This window comes from Actinomyces sp. (genome assembly GCF_030530635.1).
GTDB lineage: Bacteria > Actinomycetota > Actinomycetes > Actinomycetales > Actinomycetaceae > Actinomyces.
In genome coordinates this window covers 1-19,573 of record NZ_JAUMUL010000045.1, presented here as the reverse complement: position 1 = coordinate 19,573, position 19,573 = coordinate 1, and the positions used below count along the sequence as shown (strand labels likewise).

18 protein-coding genes and 2 pseudogenes are annotated in these 19,573 nt (G+C 65.6%); 10 read left to right on the top strand and 10 right to left on the bottom strand.

Annotation, left to right across the window (positions count from 1 at the left end):
* Positions 1–17 precede the first annotated feature (17 nt).
* The 5 genes from adfB to Q4A20_RS10485 all read right to left on the bottom strand — a co-directional run bounded on the left by adfB (position 18) and on the right by Q4A20_RS10485 (position 5,132).
* Positions 18–245, bottom strand: coding sequence for an actinodefensin-associated protein B (adfB, locus tag Q4A20_RS10505; RefSeq protein ID WP_303122741.1), 228 nt, complete (start codon positions 243–245; stop codon positions 18–20).
* Complete coding sequence (adfA, locus tag Q4A20_RS10500; RefSeq protein WP_303122740.1) at positions 242–1,402, bottom strand: actinodefensin-associated protein A; 1,161 nt, start codon at positions 1,400–1,402, stop codon at positions 242–244. Before adfA ends, adfB begins: the two co-directional genes overlap by 4 nt.
* Before the next feature lie 95 nt (positions 1,403–1,497).
* On the bottom strand, positions 1,498–1,698 hold the full coding sequence (locus Q4A20_RS10495; RefSeq protein WP_303122738.1) for an actinodefensin: 201 nt from the start codon (positions 1,696–1,698) through the stop codon (positions 1,498–1,500).
* 153 nt (positions 1,699–1,851) lie between these two features.
* Positions 1,852–4,344: an FtsX-like permease family protein gene (locus Q4A20_RS10490; protein WP_303122736.1), complete on the bottom strand. Its 2,493-nt coding sequence runs from the start codon at positions 4,342–4,344 to the stop codon at positions 1,852–1,854.
* The gene (locus tag Q4A20_RS10485) at positions 4,344–5,132 is read right to left on the bottom strand and encodes an ABC transporter ATP-binding protein (protein WP_303122734.1); all 789 of its coding nucleotides are present in this window, start codon (positions 5,130–5,132) and stop codon (positions 4,344–4,346) included. Before Q4A20_RS10485 ends, Q4A20_RS10490 begins: the two co-directional genes overlap by 1 nt.
* A gap of 351 nt (positions 5,133–5,483) precedes the next feature.
* Here Q4A20_RS10485 and Q4A20_RS10480 point away from each other — a divergent pair, with 351 nt between their 5' ends.
* Positions 5,484–6,752 carry an N-6 DNA methylase gene (locus tag Q4A20_RS10480; protein ID WP_303122732.1) on the top strand — a complete coding sequence of 423 codons (1,269 nt, stop codon included), beginning with the start codon at positions 5,484–5,486 and terminating at the stop codon, positions 6,750–6,752.
* A gap of 307 nt (positions 6,753–7,059) precedes the next feature.
* On the opposite strand, the gene Q4A20_RS10475 is transcribed toward Q4A20_RS10480, so the two are convergent.
* On the bottom strand, positions 7,060–7,197 hold the full coding sequence (locus Q4A20_RS10475) for a hypothetical protein (RefSeq protein ID WP_303122730.1): 138 nt from the start codon (positions 7,195–7,197) through the stop codon (positions 7,060–7,062).
* Between the two features lie 451 nt (positions 7,198–7,648).
* Here Q4A20_RS10475 and Q4A20_RS10470 point away from each other — a divergent pair, with 451 nt between their 5' ends.
* Positions 7,649–8,170, top strand: coding sequence for a hypothetical protein (locus Q4A20_RS10470; protein ID WP_303122724.1), 522 nt, complete (start codon positions 7,649–7,651; stop codon positions 8,168–8,170).
* 226 nt (positions 8,171–8,396) lie between these two features.
* Here Q4A20_RS10470 and Q4A20_RS10465 read toward each other — a convergent pair whose 3' ends face one another.
* Together Q4A20_RS10465 and Q4A20_RS10460 are read right to left on the bottom strand one after the other, a co-directional pair.
* Entirely contained in the window at positions 8,397–9,722 is a 1,326-nt protein-coding gene (locus Q4A20_RS10465; protein WP_303122722.1) for an ABC transporter permease, read from the bottom strand.
* Positions 9,620–10,147, bottom strand: a complete 528-nt coding sequence (locus tag Q4A20_RS10460; protein ID WP_303122720.1) for a hypothetical protein — start codon at positions 10,145–10,147, stop codon at positions 9,620–9,622. The genes Q4A20_RS10465 and Q4A20_RS10460 overlap by 103 nt, the downstream gene beginning before the upstream one ends.
* A gap of 260 nt (positions 10,148–10,407) precedes the next feature.
* Between Q4A20_RS10460 and hisN the strand changes: the two genes are divergently transcribed.
* The 8 genes and pseudogenes from hisN (at position 10,408) to fxsT (ending at position 17,795) form a co-directional block, all read left to right on the top strand.
* Positions 10,408–11,241 (top strand): histidinol-phosphatase, encoded by an 834-nt coding sequence (gene hisN / locus Q4A20_RS10455; protein WP_303122718.1) that lies wholly within the window; start codon positions 10,408–10,410, stop codon positions 11,239–11,241.
* A 201-nt stretch (positions 11,242–11,442) separates the two neighbouring features.
* Positions 11,443–12,306 carry an undecaprenyl-diphosphate phosphatase gene (locus Q4A20_RS10450; RefSeq protein ID WP_303122716.1) on the top strand — a complete coding sequence of 288 codons (864 nt, stop codon included), beginning with the start codon at positions 11,443–11,445 and terminating at the stop codon, positions 12,304–12,306.
* Between the two features lie 136 nt (positions 12,307–12,442).
* Positions 12,443–12,625: a hypothetical protein gene (locus Q4A20_RS15140; protein ID WP_368502472.1), complete on the top strand. Its 183-nt coding sequence runs from the start codon at positions 12,443–12,445 to the stop codon at positions 12,623–12,625.
* Positions 12,613–13,364: pseudogene (locus Q4A20_RS15135) on the top strand (FAD/NAD(P)-binding oxidoreductase); the annotation flags it as partial. The gene Q4A20_RS15140 and the pseudogene Q4A20_RS15135, both read left to right, overlap by 13 nt.
* A gap of 12 nt (positions 13,365–13,376) precedes the next feature.
* Complete coding sequence (locus tag Q4A20_RS15130; protein ID WP_368502471.1) at positions 13,377–14,228, top strand: rhodanese-like domain-containing protein; 852 nt, start codon at positions 13,377–13,379, stop codon at positions 14,226–14,228.
* A complete protein-coding gene (locus tag Q4A20_RS10440; RefSeq protein WP_303122714.1) occupies positions 14,225–14,656 on the top strand; it encodes a metal-sensitive transcriptional regulator in 432 nt (143 codons plus the stop codon). Before Q4A20_RS15130 ends, Q4A20_RS10440 begins: the two co-directional genes overlap by 4 nt.
* 67 nt (positions 14,657–14,723) lie before the next feature.
* Positions 14,724–14,903, top strand: a complete 180-nt coding sequence (locus Q4A20_RS10435) for a hypothetical protein (RefSeq protein ID WP_136193440.1) — start codon at positions 14,724–14,726, stop codon at positions 14,901–14,903.
* A gap of 96 nt (positions 14,904–14,999) precedes the next feature.
* Positions 15,000–17,795 (top strand): FxSxx-COOH system tetratricopeptide repeat protein, encoded by a 2,796-nt coding sequence (fxsT, locus tag Q4A20_RS10430; protein WP_303122711.1) that lies wholly within the window; start codon positions 15,000–15,002, stop codon positions 17,793–17,795.
* 172 nt (positions 17,796–17,967) lie between these two features.
* Here fxsT and Q4A20_RS10425 read toward each other — a convergent pair whose 3' ends face one another.
* Both Q4A20_RS10425 and Q4A20_RS10420 read right to left on the bottom strand, forming a co-directional pair.
* Positions 17,968–18,888: an IS982 family transposase gene (locus Q4A20_RS10425; protein WP_303122709.1), complete on the bottom strand. Its 921-nt coding sequence runs from the start codon at positions 18,886–18,888 to the stop codon at positions 17,968–17,970.
* Positions 18,885–19,477: pseudogene (locus Q4A20_RS10420) on the bottom strand (transposase); the annotation flags it as partial. The pseudogene Q4A20_RS10420 and the gene Q4A20_RS10425, both read right to left, overlap by 4 nt.
* Between the last annotated feature and the right edge of the window lie 96 nt (positions 19,478–19,573).

Here is a 19,573-nt window from a genome sequence, read left to right as displayed (position 1 = left end):
TCTTCCTCAGTTCTTCTTCACTGCTCAGAGTCGATGGGATCGGCTCCGGGTGTCCCGTTGCTGTCCGCCTCAATCAGAACCCCGGAGGCGACTGCCTCCTGGAGAACCGGCGAGTCCATGGGCACGAGGTCTCCGCGCAGGGCCTGTGCGATCAACGCGCCGGTCTCCTCATCGAACTCGTATACGGAAAGTCGGCGCAGGTCGGCGACTGCCCAGCCACCGTTCTCAAGGTGTGTGAGGCTCATTCCTTCAGCAAGCCGCCAGCGTCCAGCCATGACGTCAACCACCTCTCTGTCTCTACGGTTTTCTTCACATCCGGGGCGTACTGCTGCCTGAGGAAGGGGTCCTGGCCGATCTGCGCCAGCCCTTCGGTGTCGATGAGACCGCGGGCGGCGAGGGTGCCGTCGGCTAGTTCCTCCTGCCAGGTGCTCCAGGCACTTCCAGCCTCGTGCACCGCCTGGAGCCGCGCGGCCGCGCCATCGTCGATCGGGTCTCGTCCGTAGCAGCGGCAGATGGCGGCGTCATGGGTGCGCACGCCGGGCCGTATGCTCGCCGAGCGCTCCTCGTAGGGGACCGCGGCGAAAGCGGCGATCACCTGCGGATCGTGGGCGGGACGGTAGGCGCTGGTCTGAGAGGTTGCTGGGTTGTCCGCCGCGGTCCACAGGACTTGGCACACCCGCGGGGACAGACCTTTCATGGCTTCCTGCCAGGACGCGAGCGACACGATGCGGGCGACGTCGATCATGTTGATGGCGTCAACCGTGAGCCACTGTGGGGAGACCTCGATCTCCGGGACGGCATCCTCAGACGTGGATTGGTGTTCCTTCTGATCGGCCTTCGAGTGTTGGCGACCACTGCGCAGTAACCGGTCAAGGAACCCACCGCGTGACTGTTGCTGTTCCTGCTCGGCCTCCACGGCACCTATTAGGTCACGTATACCGCGCAGATCGATGTCCCGTGCTTCCGCTTGTGCGGGAGGCTCGGATGAGTGCGCAGCTTCTGCGGTGGCCAGCTCGTTGACATAGCGAGTTACGAGGTCGTCTACTACGTGTGATGACCGGATGTCCCCACTCACACCGTGCTGGTGCAGCGCCTTCGCGAGCACCTGCTCGGCCTCGCCGAAAGAACCGGATTCAAGGCCGTACTGCGACTGCTCGTACGGAGTGATCGCGTCTCCTTCAAGGCGGGTTCCGGGGGTGCGGCAGAGCACCCCATCGAAGAGTGAATGACCGAAGGGCGGCCGTACGCCGGCGATGCCGGCGATGACGAACATGAGGCTGGCGGAGGCGTGGTCTGCAGCCAGCGTTTCCTCTGTCACAGGCTTCCAGGAGCCGACGTCGTCACGCTGGAACTCCGTAGCCCCTGTCCAGGGGGAGGCGGAAGATGTAGTCTGTGGGTTCATTGGTGTGGACCTTGAGTTTGTCAGAGGTTCGGGCCGGGGCCCTGTTCCGAGCCCGTGCCACGGCACGGAAAAGGGCCCCCAACTGCACACCAGTATCACACCCAGGTCAGACCCAAAGCGCCCATGCAGTACCCCCCCCGGTACCCCTTCGTCATGCAGTGGGTGTCACAGGCACCGGCGCTGAAGGGGCATCCGAAGCCCTCGGCTCCCTCGAGGGGCGCGCGGGTCTCGGACTGAATGGCCTGCTCGAAGCTGACGGCGGCAAGGCTGCTGCTGCGGCGAATGAACTTCTTCATGGTGCGTTCCTTTCGGATGTCCCCAAGCGCGATCGCACCTGGGAGTTGCTGGCGCACGGAGGTTTCCGTACGCCTTCCCCGGTCTGGGGAACTCTGTGTGTCCTCTGATGAAGGGACGGATGTGGTGATGGCAAACTTGCTTGTATACCGGCTTCACTCCTGGGCAATCGCGGTCACCGGGGCTACCGACGCGGCACGGGTGCTGGGGCGCAGCGCGGCGAGCACGCCAACCGCCGCGGCTACGAGCAGGATCGCCACCAGCCATAGCCAGGGCACCCGCAGTACCAGGTCCGACCCGGCGTCGGCGCCCAAGGCAGCGGCTACGCCCGCCAGACCCAAAACCGTGCCCAAGAGGACTCCGATCACGCCGCCCAGCAGCGAGGTCAGTGCCGCCTCGGTGATGAATAGTCCTCCTACCTGACGCCGTTGTACGCCGGTGGCCCGCAGCACACCGATCTCTCGGACCCGTTCCAGCACACTCACGTCCGTGGTATTGGCCATGCCGGACAGGGTGATCAGGAGCGTGAAGGCCAGTACCACGACGATAACCGCGATGATCCAGTTGATGTAGTTAGTGAATGTGGTGCGGCTGGCTGCAGCGGTCGTGATGACGTACCCTTCCCCCTGTAGGAGTTGACGCACCTGCGAACCCGTCGAGGCGTTACTGCCGTCGCCGACGGTACGCACCCACAGGGATGAACTCGTTAGGTTGTCTCCGACCAGTTTCTTCGCGACCGCGGGCGTAATGACCGGCCCGAAGCCGCCCTCCTCCACATGCACGGTCAGCTCGGCACTGCCCGCAGGCCCCGTGAGCGTCACGGGCGTACCCTCCGGAAGGTGATAGATCCCTCCAACGATCAGTGTGCTGTCATCAAGTCCCTCCAGCCCCTTGTAAGAACGAATGACCGGAGAGACCTCAGCCACATCCACCGCGGAAACGGTAATCTCATTTCCTCCAATCGTCTCCGGAGAAATCCTCACATCCAGCATGGATACCAGCACCGTCCGGTCAACGTCGTCCGCGTTCTCTACCCGGGCGGTCAGTGCTGACGTATCGGCATCGGCGGGAATTGCGTTGACCCGGATGTCAATGGGACTGCCGCTATTGACATATCCATCCATTGATGCCCGTACGCTGGCAAGACCGGTGACCAGAGTGGAGGCCACGGCCACAGAAATCAGCAGCGAGGCGGTAGTAGCGGCTGCGCGCCCCGGGTTACGTGCCAGGTTACGGGTGGCGAGTTGCAACACTGGCCTACGCGCTCCGCAGACGAGTCGCTCCGTGACACGGGAGGCACCAATAACCAGCAGCGGCAGCCCTACCAGTACACCCAGCACCAGAATGACCGCGCCGACAGCCGTGTACTCAACGGCCCGCACTTGAATGCTCAATCCAGTAATGACCAAACCTATCACTACTACCACCAGTCCCACGATCGCGCCGATCACGCGCCGACGGCTGAGCGAGCGCTCATCGCTCACCTGTCCCGTCAGGGCCACCAAGGGGGAGACCCGGGTGGCGCGACGGGCCGGACGCAGCACCGCCACCAGCGTCACTACGGTGCCGAGGAAGACCCCTAGGAGAAGCGACCGTGATGAGACTGTGAAGTACCGCCATTCCAGGCCCTCAACCAGGCCTGCGCGTGACACCAGCGCGGCCAATCCAATGCCAAGCCCGGTACCCACCACCGAACCCACCAGCCCGGTGATCAGCCCGGTGCGCAGCACCGATCCGAGCACCTGGCGGCGGGTCGCGCCGATGCAGCGCAGCAGACCCGTCTGGCGCGCCTGCCGGGCGACCATCGTACTGAAGGTCGTCGCGATCACGATTCCCGCAACTACCGCACATACCGGCCCCAGCAGCTGGAGCAGTGTCATCGTCAACGAGTCCAACGCACTTTGGTCGGAGGTCCGCATGACCGCGATATCGGAAGCGGTGTAAACACCCGCGCCCGGTTGAGAGGTCTGAACAGCCTGCTCGACCGAATTCATGAGCGTAGCGGTATTTGTACCCGCAGAGCCAGTCACATATAGAACAACAGGAGTCTCCGGCACCCCGAGTACCGCACGTTCTTCCGCAGTCGCAAAGACATACTCGCCAGCCGCACCGCGTCGGGTTATCTCAGCACCGGCTTGAATTATGCCCACAACCGTTGCGGTCGAACTATTCTCAGCTTCAGTGAACGCTTTTTTGAAGGATACGGTACTTCCAACTTCAAGGTCCTGAGCCTGCGCAGCGGCCGGGGAAAGGGCTACCTCTCCCTCCTTCTCCGGCAGACGTCCCGACATCAAGCGTGTCCCGCCACCTATTTCGGGCACCTCGAGCACGAAGGGATGTGTGCTATATGCGGAACCCGCCGGGTGCACAATCCAAGTCGAGCCCTCAATGTAGGGACGCACACTGGCCACGCCGTCGGCGGCGGCGACGTCCCGGACCGCCTGTTCGGGCAGGGTCCCGTCCGTGGCGTCGTCATGGCCGTCGGCGATGACGACCACATCGGCGTCGCCGACCGAGGCGCGAGCCGCCGCCGTCATCTGGGCGGTCGAGGAATCGGAGATGATGAGACTTACAACGATGAGCGCCGCGCTCATGGCGACCGCCACCAGGGCGGCCACGGTACGGCGCAGGTCGAGCATGGCGGGCATCAGCGCACCCCCTGCATGGCGGCCACCGGGGCGGCGTGCTGGCCGGCGGCGCGGACTAGCACGTCGTCACCGACTATCCGCCCGTCCCGCAGCCGGACGATCCGATTGGTGGCCCCGGCCGCGTTCTGGTCGTGGGTGACCATGACCACCGTCTGCCCCAGGGCCTCGCACATGCGTGCCAGCGTCTCCAGCAGGGAAGCGGCCGAGGTGCTGTCCAGGGCGCCGGTGGGCTCGTCAGCGAAGATGACCTCCGGCCGCCCCACCAGGGCGCGGGCCACCGCCACGCGCTGCTGCTGGCCACCGGACAGCTCGCTGGGCCGGTGCTCCAGCCGGTCGCCGATCCCCAGGGAGTCGATGACGGCGTCGTACCAGTCCCGCTCGGGCTTGCGGTGGGCCAGCCGCAGCGGCAGCAGGATGTTCTCCTCCGCGGTCAGCTGCGGCAGCAGGTTGAAGGCCTGGAAGACGAAGCCGAGCTGGTCGCGACGCACCGCCGTCAGCTGCCGGTCGTTCATCCGGGCCAGGTCCTTCCCGGCGATGAACACGCTGCCGGAATTCGGGGTGTCCAGTCCGGCCAGGCAGTGCAGCAGGGTGGACTTACCCGATCCGGAGGGCCCCATGACGGCCACGAACTGACCCCGACTGACGGCCAGGGAGACCTGGTCCAACGCAGTGACCTGCGCCCCGCCGGCACCGTAGATCTTGGTGAGCATGCGGGCCTCAACAACTTTCGGGGCGGCGGGGTCTGCGCCGGACAGGCCCAGGTAGGTGGATTCGGTGGGGGCGGACATCGGGGTTCCTCCGTAACGGCTTGCTTTGGCTGACGGGTTAAACCCTAGAAACCCCATGAACCATTGGGAATACGCCGAAATACGGAACTATCGGGCGGCCGCGGACGAAAGTTCCAGCCCCATCTACTACCTTCGCACCACCCCGTTCTCGCTCTCCAGAACGAGACCACAGTCACACCGACTCGGGGTAGTCCCTGACGCTCCCGTTCCCCGCGTCGCTCGCCCTGCACGAGCCGCGGTCCGCAGCAGGACCGCCCGGCATGGCATGATCAGGAGCGCACAGCGAGAGCGACCACGCACGCGGGATAACCGCACCGGATTCGTGTCAGAGGCCAGGGGGATGATGCTGCTATGACGTACGTAGATTCCCGCGCGGTGCGTAAGGAGCGTGGGGCCTTCTTCACGCCGGAGCCATTGGCACGCTTCATCGCCGACTGGGCGTTGCGAGACCCCTCTGACCGGGTGCTCGAGCCGTCTTGCGGGGAGGCCGTGTTCTTACACTGCGCCGCGTCCAGGCTCATGGAGCTAGGAGCCCCACCGGCTAGAGACCAACTGCTCGGGGTTGATCTTCATGAGGCGTCAATTTGGCGGGCACAGGATTCGCTACAGGCCGCAGGGTTCGAAGCCCGGCTGACCGTGTCGGACTTCTTCGACTACCAGGCGCCCTCACCCGTGGACGCCGTCATTGGCAACCCGCCCTACATCCGCTACCAGGACTTCCACGGGGCAGTGAGGGCGAAGGCACTGCGCTGCACCCTCACGCAAGGCGTGCGGCTGACCTCCCTGGCGTCGTCCTGGGCGGCCTTCACGGTTCATGCCGCCTCCTTCCTGACCGAGGGCGGTCGACTCGGCCTCGTGCTCCCGGCGGAGTTGCTGTCCGTTAACTATGCCTCCGGGGTGCGTGAGTTCCTTCTGCGTTCCTTCGCACGGGTCCGCCTGGTGCTCTTCACCAATAGGGTCTTCCCGGATGTCCAGGAAAAGGTTATGCTGCTATTGGCCGAGGGGTACACGAGGACGGGGCCGGGCGTAGACCACTTCGAACTCGCGCAACTGGACAACGTCGTGGCCCTCGCCTCAGCGCCACAGGTGAGCCGATGGAAACCTGCGGCAGCGGGAGACAAGTGGACGCCCGCGCTTAGCACTTGCCCCGACTACGACGCCGCCGTATCACCCACAACCGGAGCGTTCACGGAGCTGATCAACTGGGGTCGAGTCACGCTTGGAGCCGTAACCGGAGCCAACCGCTTCTTCGCGCTCGGCGCTCAAAGGGCGAACGAACTTGGCCTGACCGATGACGACGTCGTCCCGCTTAGCCCGCCGGGGTCCCGGCACCTGCGCGGTCTGGTCCTAGACACCGCTGCGATGCACGCACTGGCGGAGGCAGATAAGCCGACCGTACTCTTCTCGCCCGCACACGAGCCTTCTGAGGCCGCTTGGACGTATATCTCCGCAGGAGAGGCAACCGGCGTCCATCAGGCCTACAAATGCCGCGTGCGCAATCCGTGGTGGCGAGTACCGCTGCCACCGATCGCGGACCTATTTGTCACCTATATGAATGACACCACTGTCGCATTCTGCGCCAATGATGCCCGCGTGCATCACCTGGAGGGTTATTCATAGGGGCGACTCGCCGCTGCGTAATTCTCGCGCTTTCCGCACGATTGTGCGGGAAGGTCGCGATTGCATCGGGCTGCCGCCAATGCTGTGAATAACCCTCCTGAACTCGGTGCACGGCCTGGTCCTTGCAGGCGAGTCGCAGCGGCTTGAACGCGATGTACTGGCCCTCGCAGCGACTAACTCTGTGACCGGTTTGGGTGCAGAGTTCATCGGCCGGGCGTACGGCGGCGGTCTACTCAAACTTGAGCCACGGGAAGCGGGACGACTACCCGTCCCGGCGATTGATTTGGTCAGCCGCCACGAGCAGTCCCTAAAGGCACTGCTTCCCCACGCTCGGGCGCTGCTTGCCCGGGGGGAAGACGAAGACGTGCGGCGCGAAGTCGACGCTGTACTCGGACTCGATGCCATGGTCGGGGAAGACGGCCTCGCTGCCATCCGTGGTACCCACGACGGACTCGTTCAGCGGCGTCGTGCACGAGCAAGGAGGCGACTATGACGCAACAACTGGCCGATGACGAGAACCGCGCAGCCGTTGTTAAAGGCATCGCTCGCTACGACAAGGTCATAGCCGACGCACCGGCTCATCCTGCCTGGGTGGGTGAGGCCGCTAACCGCCACTTCATCCCCGACCTCGAGCTGCTTGGGAGCATTCTCAAGATCCCCCTCAGCGAGGGCGCCACCTCCCAGAGCGGCTTGCTTGGGAAGGGTGTGGATGCATGGTTCGCGCACGAGTTCCGTAGGGCCGGTTTCGAATCCGACTGCGTCTGGCCCCGGGCGGAAGATCCGCGTGTGCTTCCACGCGACATCACTCGACTGTTGGCCGCCGTGCCCAGCATCACGGCGGCCGACTTGCGTCGGCGACTGACGCGAATGCGCTCGGTAGCCCCTCAGGATGCGACTTGGGCCGCGCATACACCAAGCAGGTGGACGTGGTCATATCCTCCTGGCAAACAGGTCCTGAGCTACTGCTGTCAACCAAGACCATGAGCTCCTCTTTCGGGAAGAACCTCGCCAACCGCTTCGAAGAGGCCTACGGAGATGCGGGTAACCTTCAGGCCAGGTACCCATTGGCGTCCATCGGCTTCGCCTTCGTCGTATCGTCGACGATTCTGGATGAGCCCTCTCAGGCCGAGAAGGCGATCGACATGTTGTACAAGTTGCGGGACCGCGGGGACGGCAACGGCTACATGGCGACGACTCTGATCGGATACCACGCGGTCGAGGGCCCAAGAGTCAGAATCCTCACTGATGCCTTTCCGGAGGACCTCGGCCCGGCGCAATTCATGGAGACAATGATCGATGCCATCCTTGAGGCATCACCGGTAACCGACCACCAGCATGTACGCGAGTCGCGTCGAGGCTACGTCGTCATCCCCAATGAGCCCGAGGGCGGGCCGGAACCATCGGCTCCTGCCCCGTAGGAGAACGCGCCGACTCTATAGCCGGCCCCGTCTCTGCACAACCACCGGCCCACCAGAGGACGATTGTCCAGAATCGGCATAAGCGAGCCTGCCGCGCCGAGCCGCACCTCAACGATCGTTGGAATGATGCTGATGCGAATTCCGGTGGAGCGGCCGGATCCGGCGTTTGTGCCGATCTCGGACATTCTTCGCCTCGGGTGTGCACAATGACCCGCCTGGGCTGCGTCTACTCCTGGGCCAGCGCGCTCACCGGGGCGACGGCGGCGGCACGGCCGGCGGGGCGCAGCGCCGCCAGCACGCCGATGGCCGCGGCGGCCAGCAGAATCCCGACGAGCCCCAGCCAGGGCACCTGCAGCACCAGACTGTCCGCGGCGTCGAGCCCGAACACGGCGACCACGGCCGCCATGCCGAACACCGTCCCCATAATCGCCCCGAGCAGCCCGCCCAGCAGGGAGGTGAGCACCGCCTCGGTGATGAACAGGCGCCGCACCTGGCCGCGCTGCACCCCGGTGGCGCGCAGCACCCCGATCTCCCGGAAGCGCTCCAGCACACTCACGTCGGTGGTGTTGGCCAGCCCGGACAGGGTGATCAACAGCGTGAAGGCCAGCACCGCCACAATGATGGTGACAATGCGGCTGACCTCGTTGTTGAAATGCACGCGCTCGGTGGCGGAGGTGCTGACCACCAGGTCCGGCCGCTGCAGCGCGTCGACCACGCTGGTGCCGGTGCCGTCCCCGGCGGTGCGCACCCACACGGATGCGTCCGTGGCTTCGCCTCCGGACAGCTCGGCGGCGACGTCCGGGGTCACCACCTGCCCGATCCCGGCCTCGGCCAGATGCACGGTCAGCTTTCTGCTGCCCCCGGTGCCGGTGAGGGTGACGGCCGTGCCCTCGGCCAGACCGTAGTCGTTGGCCAGGACGAAGGTGTCGTCGTCGAGGCCCTCCAGGCCCTTGTCAGAACGCACAACTGAGGCGACCTCGACCGGGTCCACTGCGGACACGGCGATCTCGTCTACCTCGTCGGCGCTCGGGGTGATGCCCACGTCCAATACGGGGACCACCACCGTGCGCTCCACGCCGTCGGCCGCCTCCGCCCGGGCGGCCAGCTGCAGCACAGGCCGGCGGGAGCCACCACCAAGCCACTCCACCAGCCGGGCCCCGCCGACGACGATCAGCGGCAGTTCCGCCAGCACGCCCAGCATCATGAGCACCGCGCCCAGGGCCGTGTAGATGACCACCTGCGCCCAGATGCTCAGCCAGGTGATGCCCAGTCCGGTCTGCCGTGCCTGCCGCGCCAACAGGGTGGAGAAGGTCGTGGCGATCACGATCCCGGCCACCACCGCGCACGCCGGGCCGAGCAGCTGCAACAGCATCTGCGTGGTGGAGTTCATGTCACCCATGTTCGACGCGCGCATCACGACGATGTCGGAGGCGGTGTAGACGCCCGCGTTCAGACCATTCGCGTTAAGTGTCTGGGAGACGGAGTCCATGAGGCCCTGCGTGCTCGTACCCGCGGTGGTGGGGGCGGCAACCGGGTCTTCCTTGAGCGCCATGGCGCTGCCAACCGCGACGTCCTGCTCGGCGACCGAGGGCGAGACCGCGATCTCTCCCTCCTTCTCGGCAGGCGCCCCTCTACCAGACGGGTGCTGCCGGACAGGGACGGCACGTCCAGTACGTAGGTGAACTCGGTGCCGCCGGAATCACCCATGCGATCGATCCAAATGGTGCCCTCGGAGTAGGTGCGCACGCCCGCAACGCCGGAGGCCGCCGAGATGGCACCGGCGGCAGCCTCGGACAGCTCCCCGCCCTGCTCGGGGAGGACGACGACGTCGGCGTTTCCGACGCTGGCGCGGGCGGCGGCGGTCATCTGGGTGGTGGCGGAGTCGGAGATGATGAAGCTGAAGACGATCAGGGCCGCGCTCATGGCCACCGCCACCAGGGCGGCCAGGGTGCGGCGCAGGTCAAGCATGGCGGGCATGGGTGGGGCTCCTCCGCTTGGGTTCCGTCCGCATCCGGGCGGCTGAGACTCACGCTACGAGCCGCCCGGAGGACCCGAAGCCTCACTTTGACGGATCTATTCGGGGTCCTGCGGCACCAAAGCATCACCGCCGCCTGCGCCTTTAGATCCGCACCGGCTCCTCCTGGGGGAGGAGCCCGAGTACTCTTTCGCCGCGGTAATCAGGCCGCCCGCGGCGGTGCCGAAGCGGGAGACGAGCCGCGGGCGTCTACCCTCGTGCCATGAGCAGCAATGCCGGTACCTCCCCCACGCCTCCCACCTCGCAGCGCCGTTGGCGCGACGACCTGCACCTGGCACATACGATCGCCGATCAGGTGGACCCGCTCACCCAGGCGCACTTCGACACCCAGGACTTCGAGGTGGAGACCAAGCCCGACCTGACCCCCGTGACTGTCGCCGACCGCGAGGCCGAACGTCTGATCCGCGACTACCTGGCTCGCGCCCGCACCCGCGACTCCGTGCTCGGGGAGGAGTTCGGCACCACCGGCCACTCCCCCCGCCAGTGGGTGATCGACCCGATCGACGGCACCAAGAACTTCGTACGGGGCGTGCCCGTGTGGGCCACGCTCATCAGCCTGGTGGAGGACGGCGAAGTCGTCCTCGGCCTGGTCTCCGCGCCCGCACTAGGACGGCGTTGGTGGGCGGTGCGGGGCGGTGGCGCCTGGACGGGACGCTCCCTGGCCTCGGCCCGCCGCCTGCACGTGTCCAGCGTGGCGAGCCTGGAGGACGCCTCCCTGTCCTACTCCTCGCTGTCCGGCTGGGCCGAGCGACGGCGGCTGCGCGGCATGCTGTCGCTGATGCAGGCGTGCTGGCGCACTCGCGCCTACGGGGACTTCTGGTCCTACATGCTCCTGGCCGAGGGCGCCGTGGACCTGGCCGCCGAGCCGGAGCTGGAGCTGTACGACATGGGCGCCCTGGTGCCCATCGTCGGGGAGGCGGGCGGCCGCTTCACCTCCCTGGCCGGTGAGCCGGGCCCGTGGGGCGGCAGCGCCGTCGCCACCAATGCCCTGCTGCACGAGGCGGTTCTGGAGCGTCTGTCGGCTGAGACCGACTGACCCGGGTGACGATGGCGTCGGCTACCGTCGGACGGGCCGTCACCGTCTCGCTGCCGAGGCGCCGCCGTTGAGTCGCGTAGGCCGAGCGCGCCGTCGCCCCGGGAGCCTCTGAGGCCCGTTCCACACCGCCGGACGCGCACGGGCTCCTCCTCGCCCGGTAGCCTCTCAGGGAGTTATCCGCACCCGAGCCCTGGGAGCCTCATGAACTGGCTGCACGCCGTCATCCTCGGCATAGTCGAGGGCATCACCGAGTTTCTGCCCGTGTCCTCCACCGGGCACTTGAACATCGTTGAGAAGCTACTCAACTACAACATCGACTCCGTCGGCATGACCGCGTTCACCGCCGTCATTCAGGTCGGCGCAATCCTGGCCGCCGTCGTCTACTTCTGGGGCGACATCGTGCGCATCGTGACCGCCTGGTTCAAGGGCCTCACCCATCCCCAGGCGCGTACCGACCCCGATTACACGCTCGGCTGGGGTATCATCCTCGGCTCGATCCCCGTGGCCGTGATAGGCCTGGCACTGAAGGACTTCATCGAAGTCACTGCCCGTTCGCTATGGGTGATCGCCGGAGCACTGATCCTGTGGTCCGCAGTCATGTGGCTGGCCGACCGGCGCAGCGATGGACCGTCCGGTGCCGCCCACACCTCTGCGGGCAAGGGCATGCGGGAGGTGTCCATCAAGGACGCCCTGATCATCGGCTGTTTTCAGGCTCTTTCTCCTGTACTTCCGGGCATCTCCCGCTCCGGGGCGACCATCTCCGCAGGTCTGTTCCTGCGTTTCGACCGGGTCACCGCCACCCGCCTGTCCTTCTTCATGGGTATTCCGGCACTGCTGGCCGCGGGTGTCCTGGAGGCGGTCACGGCCGCCGGAGATATCTCCGCCACGGTCGGCTGGGGGGCGACGGCGATCGCCACGGTGGTTTCCGGCCTGGTCGCCTACGCGACGATTGCCTGGCTGCTGCGCTTCGTCTCTTCCAACAAGTTCACCGGTTTCCTGATCTATCGCGTGCTGCTGGGTCTGGTGATCATCGTGCTGGTGGGCACCGGTACCATCGCCGCCTGACACTTGGGCGGCAGAAGTCGCATCTGCGAGCGGACACCATTTGTACCCCCCCGGGTATCGTCGCGCGCTGGCGGCCGCGCCCGGAGTGGGCGCCGATTGCCGCCACCCACGGCACGACGACGCGAAAGGCATGCCGATGACTCCACCCGCCACCTCGCCGGATTCCACTTCTACCCCCGAGGCCGCATCTCTTTCCGACGACGGCGCCCCCTCGAGCCCCGCGGGCACCGCCCCTCGCCCCTCCCCCACCGGCTCCGCGCGCCCCCGCCGGCTGATCGTCGTCGGCGGCGTCGCCGGCGGGATGAGCTGCGCCGCCTGAGGGAGGATGCCGAGATCATCGTCCTGGACCGCGGGCGGCACGTCTCCTTCGCCGACTGCGGCCTGCCCTACTACGTGGGCGGCGAGATCGAGAACCAGGCCGACCTGCTGGTGCAGACCCCCGAGCGGCTGCGCGCCTGGCTGAACCTGGACGTGCGCACCGGCCACATCGTGGTCGGCATCGACCCCGAGGCGCAGGAGGTGATCCTGCGAACCGCCGACGGCGTCCACCGCCTCGGCTACGACGCCCTGGTGCTGGCCCCCGGCGCTCAGGCCACGCACCCGCCCGTTGACGGGCTCGACTCGCCGCGCGTGGCCACTCTGCGCAGTGTTGAGGACGTCGCCCGCCTGCGAGAGTGGGTGGACGCGGGCGCCCGGTCCGCCGTCGTCCTGGGTGCGGGCTTCATCGGCGCTGAGGCGGCCGAGGTGCTGGCCAGGCGCGGTATCACCACCACCATCGTCGAGTTCGCGGAACACGTGCTGCCGCCGTTGGAGCGGGAGCACGCCTACCCGATCACCCAGGAGCTGCGCGGGCTCGGCGTCGACGTCCGCACGGGAACGGCCGCCGAGTCCATCACCCACTGCGCCGACGCCGATGAGGTCCACCTGGCCGACGGCACGCGCGTGCGGGCAGACCTGATCGTCCTGGCCACGGGGTGCGCCCGGACACCGACGCCTTCGCCTCTTCCGGGCTGGAGCTGGAGCGCGGGGCGATCGTCGTCGACGAGCACGGCCACACGAACCTGCCGCACGTGTACGCCGTCGGCGACGCCACCGTGTCCACCGATCCGGTGACCGGGGCGCGGCGCCCCGTCGCCCTGGCGGGCCCGGCGAACCGGGCGGGGCGGCTGGTGGCCGACTTCATCATGGATCCCGAGCACGCCCGCCCGATCCCCGCACCCCTGGGCACGGCCATCGTGCGCGTCGGGGGTATGACGGCGGCGATGACCGGCGCGAACCGCGCCGCGCTGGACGCCGCCGGGATCGAGTACACGACCTTCCACCTGCACCCCAACCAGCACGCCGGCTGCTTCCCGGGGGCATCCCAGTTGCACCTGTCGGTCAGCTTCGCCCCGGACGGGCGGATTCTCGGCGCCCAGTGCGTGGGCCGCGACGGCGTCGACAAGCGCATCGACGTGCTGGCCACGGCCATCCGCGCCGGGCTGGGTGTTGCGGACCTGATCTACCTGGACCTGGCCTACGCCCCGCCCTTCGGGCAGGCGAAGGACCCGGTGAACCTGGCCGGAATGCTGGGGTCGAATGTTTTGAGCGGAACCGTGGAGGTGTGGGATGTGCGCGACCTGGAGCAGGTCCGCCTAACGCACCTGCTGCTGGACGTGCGCACGAGGGCCGAGGTCGCCCGCGGCATAGTGCCGGGCGCGCTCAACATTCCGCACACCGAGCTGCGCGCCCGCATCGAGGAGGTGCGGCAGGCCGCGGCGGGACGCCCCGTCGGCGTGATCTGCCAGGTGGGGGTGCGGGCGAATATCGCCCACGGGATCCTGGTGGGCAGTGGCCTGAAGTCCTCGGTTCTCACCGGCGGCATGATCACCCTGCGCGCGTGGCTGGGCGACGACGCCGACTCCTACCTGGTGGGGGCGTGATCACCGTGGCCAAGGCTCAGGACGCTGCAACGCGGGGCGCCGCCGCGACGACGGCAGGCGCTGAGGCGACGACGACGGCGCCGGGATTCGAGTGCGATCCGGAGACGAAGCGGCGCATCGTCAACCGGCTCAAGCGGGCGCGCGGCCAGCTGGACGCCGTCATCGACGCCGCCGAACGCGAGGCCTCCTGTAAGGAGATCGTCACGCAGCTGTCGGCGGTGACGCACGCGCTGAACCGGGCCGGTTTCGTTATCGTCGCCACCGCCATGCAGGCCTGCGCCGACGGCGAGCGGGCGGCGTCGGCCGAGCGGGACGGTGGGGACGGCGTCGGCGAGACCGACGGGACCGGTGCCTCGTCGGACGGGGCCTCCCGGCCGGGGGCGCTGACCATGGACGAGCTGGAGAAGATCTTCCTGTCCCTGGTCTGAGCGCCGCCCGGGCACAGCCTCCCCTTTTTCTTTCATCACCCGATCACCACAACCAGAGGAGAACATCATGTGTCGCAAGGTGACGTGCAAGCGGTGCGGCAAGCCCACCTGGGCGGGCTGCGGGCAGCACATTGAGCAGGCGCTGGCGGGCGTGCCCAAGTCGCAGCGCTGCCAGGGCCACGACGACGAGCCCGCCGCATCCGCCGCAGCGTCGGGCTTCCTGCGGGGGCTCTTCGGGAGGAAGTAGCCCCGCTGCCAGTGCCCTGCCGACGCCTGAAACGCTGTTTCTCAAGCGTGACCTGGGGCGTCTCCGCGGCTTGGTCATCCGCCCTACAGTCATGTCATGGCTGAGTTCCCCTCCCTGCTGCCGGTCGCTACGAGTGTGACGCGCCTGCTGCTGTTAATCGCTGAACCCGTTTCGGGTCTGCCCTTTGCGGGTGCGGCAGCGGTGGTGGGCGAGGCCGCGACGTTGCGGGATCGTCTGCAGGCGCTCAAGGGCCGGGATCAGGAGCAGAAAGCACTGAGCCGGCGGATCGAGGCGCGTCTGCGCTCAAGTCTCCAGGCCATGCAGACCGAGGTTGACGCCCGAGGTATCTCCCAGGAACTACTCAACGGTGCCGTTACCGAGGTGAAGAATCTCCTCGATGATGTCTGTGACAAGCCAGCTGCCTTCGTAACGGCGGTGCGTGCCCCGGAGGATCTCAAAGCCGATCTGCATCGGCGTGGGAGCGCACGCAGAGCAAACCTCGAGGAGAAGGCTGAGGAGTTCTTCGACCGCCTGGTTGACGCAACCGCCGATGAGATCATCGTGTTGGCACCGTCCTCTCCCAAGTTCCAACTCGGAGCCTTGCAACAGCTATTGGACGGACAGGACAGGATACTTGAAGGTCAAAACCTACTCCTAGCCAACGACCGGAAGACGCATGCGAAGCTCGATGACATCCACGCGGCCGTGCAGTCAACCACGGTTTCCCAGGCCCGGGGGCCACTTCGCTTCGGTGCACTCCCGACCGTCGCCGAGGGCTTCGTGGAACGCTCCCAATTCACTCGGCTCCTAGAGTCGGTGGTCGCGCAGTCAGCTGAGCGCACGGTTCTGGTGGGTATGCGCGGCTGTGGAAAGTCCCAGCTCGCTGCAGCCCTCGCGCGTCACTGCGAGCGACAGGACTGGCACCTTGTGGCCTGGATTAATGCCCAGTCCCGTGAGTCAATTCTGGCAGGACTGTCGGAACTTGGCCTGATCCTAGGGGTGCCAACTGGTGAGGACTTGCCCCCTGAGAAGCTGGCCCAGCGCTGCCTCAACGCCCTCGCCTCAGAGAAGGCCTCTGATCGTCTCGTGATCCTGGACAATGTTGAGCGTCTTGACGATCTGCGCGACGTGGTGCCACGGGGCCAAGGACTGCGCGTGCTCGCTACTACCACTCGGCATTCCGGCTGGGACGGGCAGGGATGGGACCAGATCGACGTCGCGGAGTTCGACAGGTCGGAGGCCGTCGACTTCCTGCTGCGCAGGACGGGTCAGGACGATGCAACTACTGCTGGCGATATCGCCGAGAAACTGGGCGATCTGCCGTTGGCAATCGCTCAGGCCGCCGCCTCCATCAAATACGAGAGCTGTACCTTGGGCGAGTACCTGGTTCGCCTGAGCCAGACCAAGCTTGAGGATGCTGCGCCCAAGCTCGACGGCGACATCTACCCTGACGGCGTCGCCATCGTCTTGTGGATGGCGATCGAAGGAGTGCTCGAGCGGATCGCTGCCATCTCATTGCCACGGGCAAAGATCGCCCGCGACCAGCTGGGAGCCCTGGCGCTGCTCGCCGCATCGGGAGTACCCACACGGTGGCTTTCGGCAGCCACAGACGATGCGGGCGAAGCACGCCGGGCGCTGGCCGAACTCCGCAACTCCTCGATCTGCCAAGTCTCGGATGACGGTGCCACAATCACAATTCACCGCCTACAGGGGCAGGTATTCAGAGAAACGCGCACTGAAAGCCAAAAGAAGGAGATGACGGCCGCGGCAGTCGGCACACTGACCGCAATTGACTTCGACGCGATCCCACAAAACAACACACAGGAACGTCGCCGCGAAGTACTGGACCGCGTCGCACAACTGCGAACCATCGCAGAGCAGGAGCACTCACACGACCTGTTCAACGACCATCAAACAGTCCGCACGTTAGCCGATACACTCAACCAAGCATCCATACTCGGACTTCCACAGGAAGCAGTTTCTCTTGACGACGCCGTATGTACAGCATGCCACACCTTAAACACTGACAATACCGAGACCTATATTCTACACCGCAATTTGGCTGCCGCTTATCATCTGACGGGAAAACTTGACCGTTCATGCACACTGCTTCGCCGGATACTGAACCAACAAAATCTCATCCTTGGCCCCAACCACCCCGATACACTAACCACCCGAAACAACCTGGCTGCTACTCTGCACACAATAGGGAAGCTGGACGACCCTGTAGACACATTCGAGCAGATACTAACAACCAGGCAGCACATTCTGGGACCAGACCATCCCGACACTTTGGCTTCAAGAACAAACCTGGCAGGGGCCTATCAATCTGTAGGCAATCACCTCAAAGCGATAGCCTTGTTCGAGAAGCTCGTACTCGACCATCAGCGCCTTCACGGACCCGACCATCGCGACACCCTGTCCGCCCGCAACAATCTTGCTGGAGCTTACGAGGAAGCAGGTATGATCAATGAAGCTATTGACGCGTATAGGCAGGTCTTAGATGACCGCCGCCGCATCCTCGGGCCCGACAATCCGCAGACTATCACTACACACAATAACTTGGTTCACGCATTGATCCAGATAGGCAGCCCCGATGCTATTGTCCTAGCTAAACAGGTACTCGCGGAACGATTAAGTTCACTGGGCCCCGACAACCCCGACACGCTTATCTCCCGCAGCAACCTCGCTTTCGCCTTCACAAACAGTGGAGACCTAAAAAATGGGATCAACGAAGCAGCAAAGACATACGAAGAAAGCTTGCGAATCCTTGGCCCCGAACACCCCGACACATTTACTTGTTTTAATAACCTACTCTACGTTCTTCAGTTAGCGAACCTCAACATTTCAACCATCACAAGTGACGACAAACTCGATACAACATATGAATAGCAACATATGCCTATATCTCCAATGATTTCCGTATCACATCCATGGAGCACTGATCATCACCAAGAAAGGTACGAGGCACCGGAGCCCTACGGCGACTGCTACCCGCTGGTCGGGAGGCTGGGAGCTCGAGCTCGACGACCACCACATCTAGATGATTGATTCCAGGGGGTGGTTAGTGGTCGTAGGGGGTCAGGGATCGTAGTGTGGGGGCGCCTATGAGGTCGTTGTGCCAGATGGCGGTGGTCAGGGCCAGGACGCGTTGGGTGATGCGGGCGGCTACGCCGGTTGGGGTGCGTCCCTTGTGGCGTTCGAGGTCGAGCTGGTCTTTGAGGGTGTCGAAGATCGACTCGATGACTTGGCGGACTTTCTTCAGGGCGGTAGCGCCGGGTCGTGTGGACTCGTTGCGGGCCGCGGGGCGCAACAGGGTGATGCCGGCGCGGGTCAGCTCGGTCTCCAGGTCGGTGGAGCGGTAGCCCTTGTCAGCGGCCAGGACCTGGTGGAGGTGGGGCTCGAGGTGGTCCAGCAGGCCGGCCAGGACGTCGCGCTCGTCAGTCTTGGCTCCGGTGACGGCCCACGCTATTGGCAGGCCGTGGGGCGTGGCGACCAGGTGCAGGCGCAGGCCCCAGAAGTAGCGGGAGTGGGAGGCGCAGTACCCGTACTCGGCCCACCCGGCCATCTGGGAGCGGCGGACGGTAGGACGGCTGCGGGCGCACTCGATGGGAGTGGAATCGGCTAGCCACAGGGTGTCGTCGAAGATGCTGGTGGCCCGGGCCAGGGCGGTGATGACCCAGGACATGGTAGACGTCAGTGCGCGTAGGCGCTTGTTCCATCCGGACTGGCCCGGAAGGTGGGGAAACATGCCCCGGTAGTGCTTGCGGGCGTGGCGCAGCCACCGCCGTTCGCTGGTGTGGCCCAGCAGGGCCTGCATGACGGCCAGGGTGATGATCTCGGCATCACTGGTACGCGGGCAGATACCTACTCGCGGCCTGGGCGGGGTGATCTCGGGGTGGGCTTTGAGCAGGTCGTCGACGGTGACGTACAGTGCTGTGGCGAGGCTCCAGGTCGGTGTCCACTTCTTCTCAGAGCCTGTCAAGTTTTCTGTGTAAGCGGGTTGTTGCTTACAGGTAGGGGCGGGTCCGCTTCGGGGTAGGCTGCGGCGAGTTGGGCGAGGGCCTGCTTCCAGTTGGTGGTGACCTGCCCTTCGACCATGCGGGACGGCGCTTTATGTTTGCTGGCGGGTAGGTTCTTCTCCTTGGCGCGTTCTCGGGCACGCTTGTCCACAGGTGTTGCAGATGGCCAGCCACAGCAGCCTCACGGCAGCCTCATCGGAGGGGAACTGGCCCCTGTTCTTGGAGACCTTGCGCAGCTGGTAGCTGGGCGACTCAATACTGTTGGTGGAGGGGGTACCTCCCACGAAGTGGGGGAGAGATGACCCGGCGCAGCATCGGCCGGAGTACGCCAGGAACGGCTGTGTTCCGCACCCCACGCCCGCACCGCTGGTCGCCACCGCCCCTGGGGGTACTTGGAGCCCCACTGGTCGGAGAAATCGGCCAGGGCCCCTAGGGCGGCCTCCTCGTTGGGGGCGGTGTAGACGGGCTTGAGCGCTTTGGCAGGCCTGCTTGCGGAACCGCATAGGCCACGAACCGCATGGAGGCGCGTATCAGGTGCACGACGCAGGTCCGGGGCCAGGGAGTTGGGCCAGGCCTGCCTCGGGTCGCCCCTTGGGAGCCTGTCAAGTTTTCTGTGTAAGCGGGTTGTTGCTTACAGGTAGGGGCGGA

Coding starts and splice junctions, on each gene's coding strand:
- adfB (WP_303122741.1), bottom strand. CDS start 245: ATGAGCCTCACACACCTTGAGAACGGTGGCTGGGCAGTCGCCGACCTG.
- adfA (WP_303122740.1), bottom strand. CDS start 1,402: ATGAACCCACAGACTACATCTTCCGCCTCCCCCTGGACAGGGGCTACG.
- Q4A20_RS10495 (WP_303122738.1), bottom strand. CDS start 1,698: ATGAAGAAGTTCATTCGCCGCAGCAGCAGCCTTGCCGCCGTCAGCTTC.
- Q4A20_RS10490 (WP_303122736.1), bottom strand. CDS start 4,344: ATGCCCGCCATGCTCGACCTGCGCCGTACCGTGGCCGCCCTGGTGGCG.
- Q4A20_RS10485 (WP_303122734.1), bottom strand. CDS start 5,132: ATGTCCGCCCCCACCGAATCCACCTACCTGGGCCTGTCCGGCGCAGAC.
- Q4A20_RS10480 (WP_303122732.1), top strand. CDS start 5,484: ATGACGTACGTAGATTCCCGCGCGGTGCGTAAGGAGCGTGGGGCCTTC.
- Q4A20_RS10465 (WP_303122722.1), bottom strand. CDS start 9,722: ATGGCGCTCAAGGAAGACCCGGTTGCCGCCCCCACCACCGCGGGTACG.
- Q4A20_RS10460 (WP_303122720.1), bottom strand. CDS start 10,147: ATGCCCGCCATGCTTGACCTGCGCCGCACCCTGGCCGCCCTGGTGGCG.
- hisN (WP_303122718.1), top strand. CDS start 10,408: ATGAGCAGCAATGCCGGTACCTCCCCCACGCCTCCCACCTCGCAGCGC.
- Q4A20_RS10450 (WP_303122716.1), top strand. CDS start 11,443: ATGAACTGGCTGCACGCCGTCATCCTCGGCATAGTCGAGGGCATCACC.
- Q4A20_RS15140 (WP_368502472.1), top strand. CDS start 12,443: ATGACTCCACCCGCCACCTCGCCGGATTCCACTTCTACCCCCGAGGCC.
- Q4A20_RS10435 (WP_136193440.1), top strand. CDS start 14,724: ATGTGTCGCAAGGTGACGTGCAAGCGGTGCGGCAAGCCCACCTGGGCG.
- fxsT (WP_303122711.1), top strand. CDS start 15,000: ATGGCTGAGTTCCCCTCCCTGCTGCCGGTCGCTACGAGTGTGACGCGC.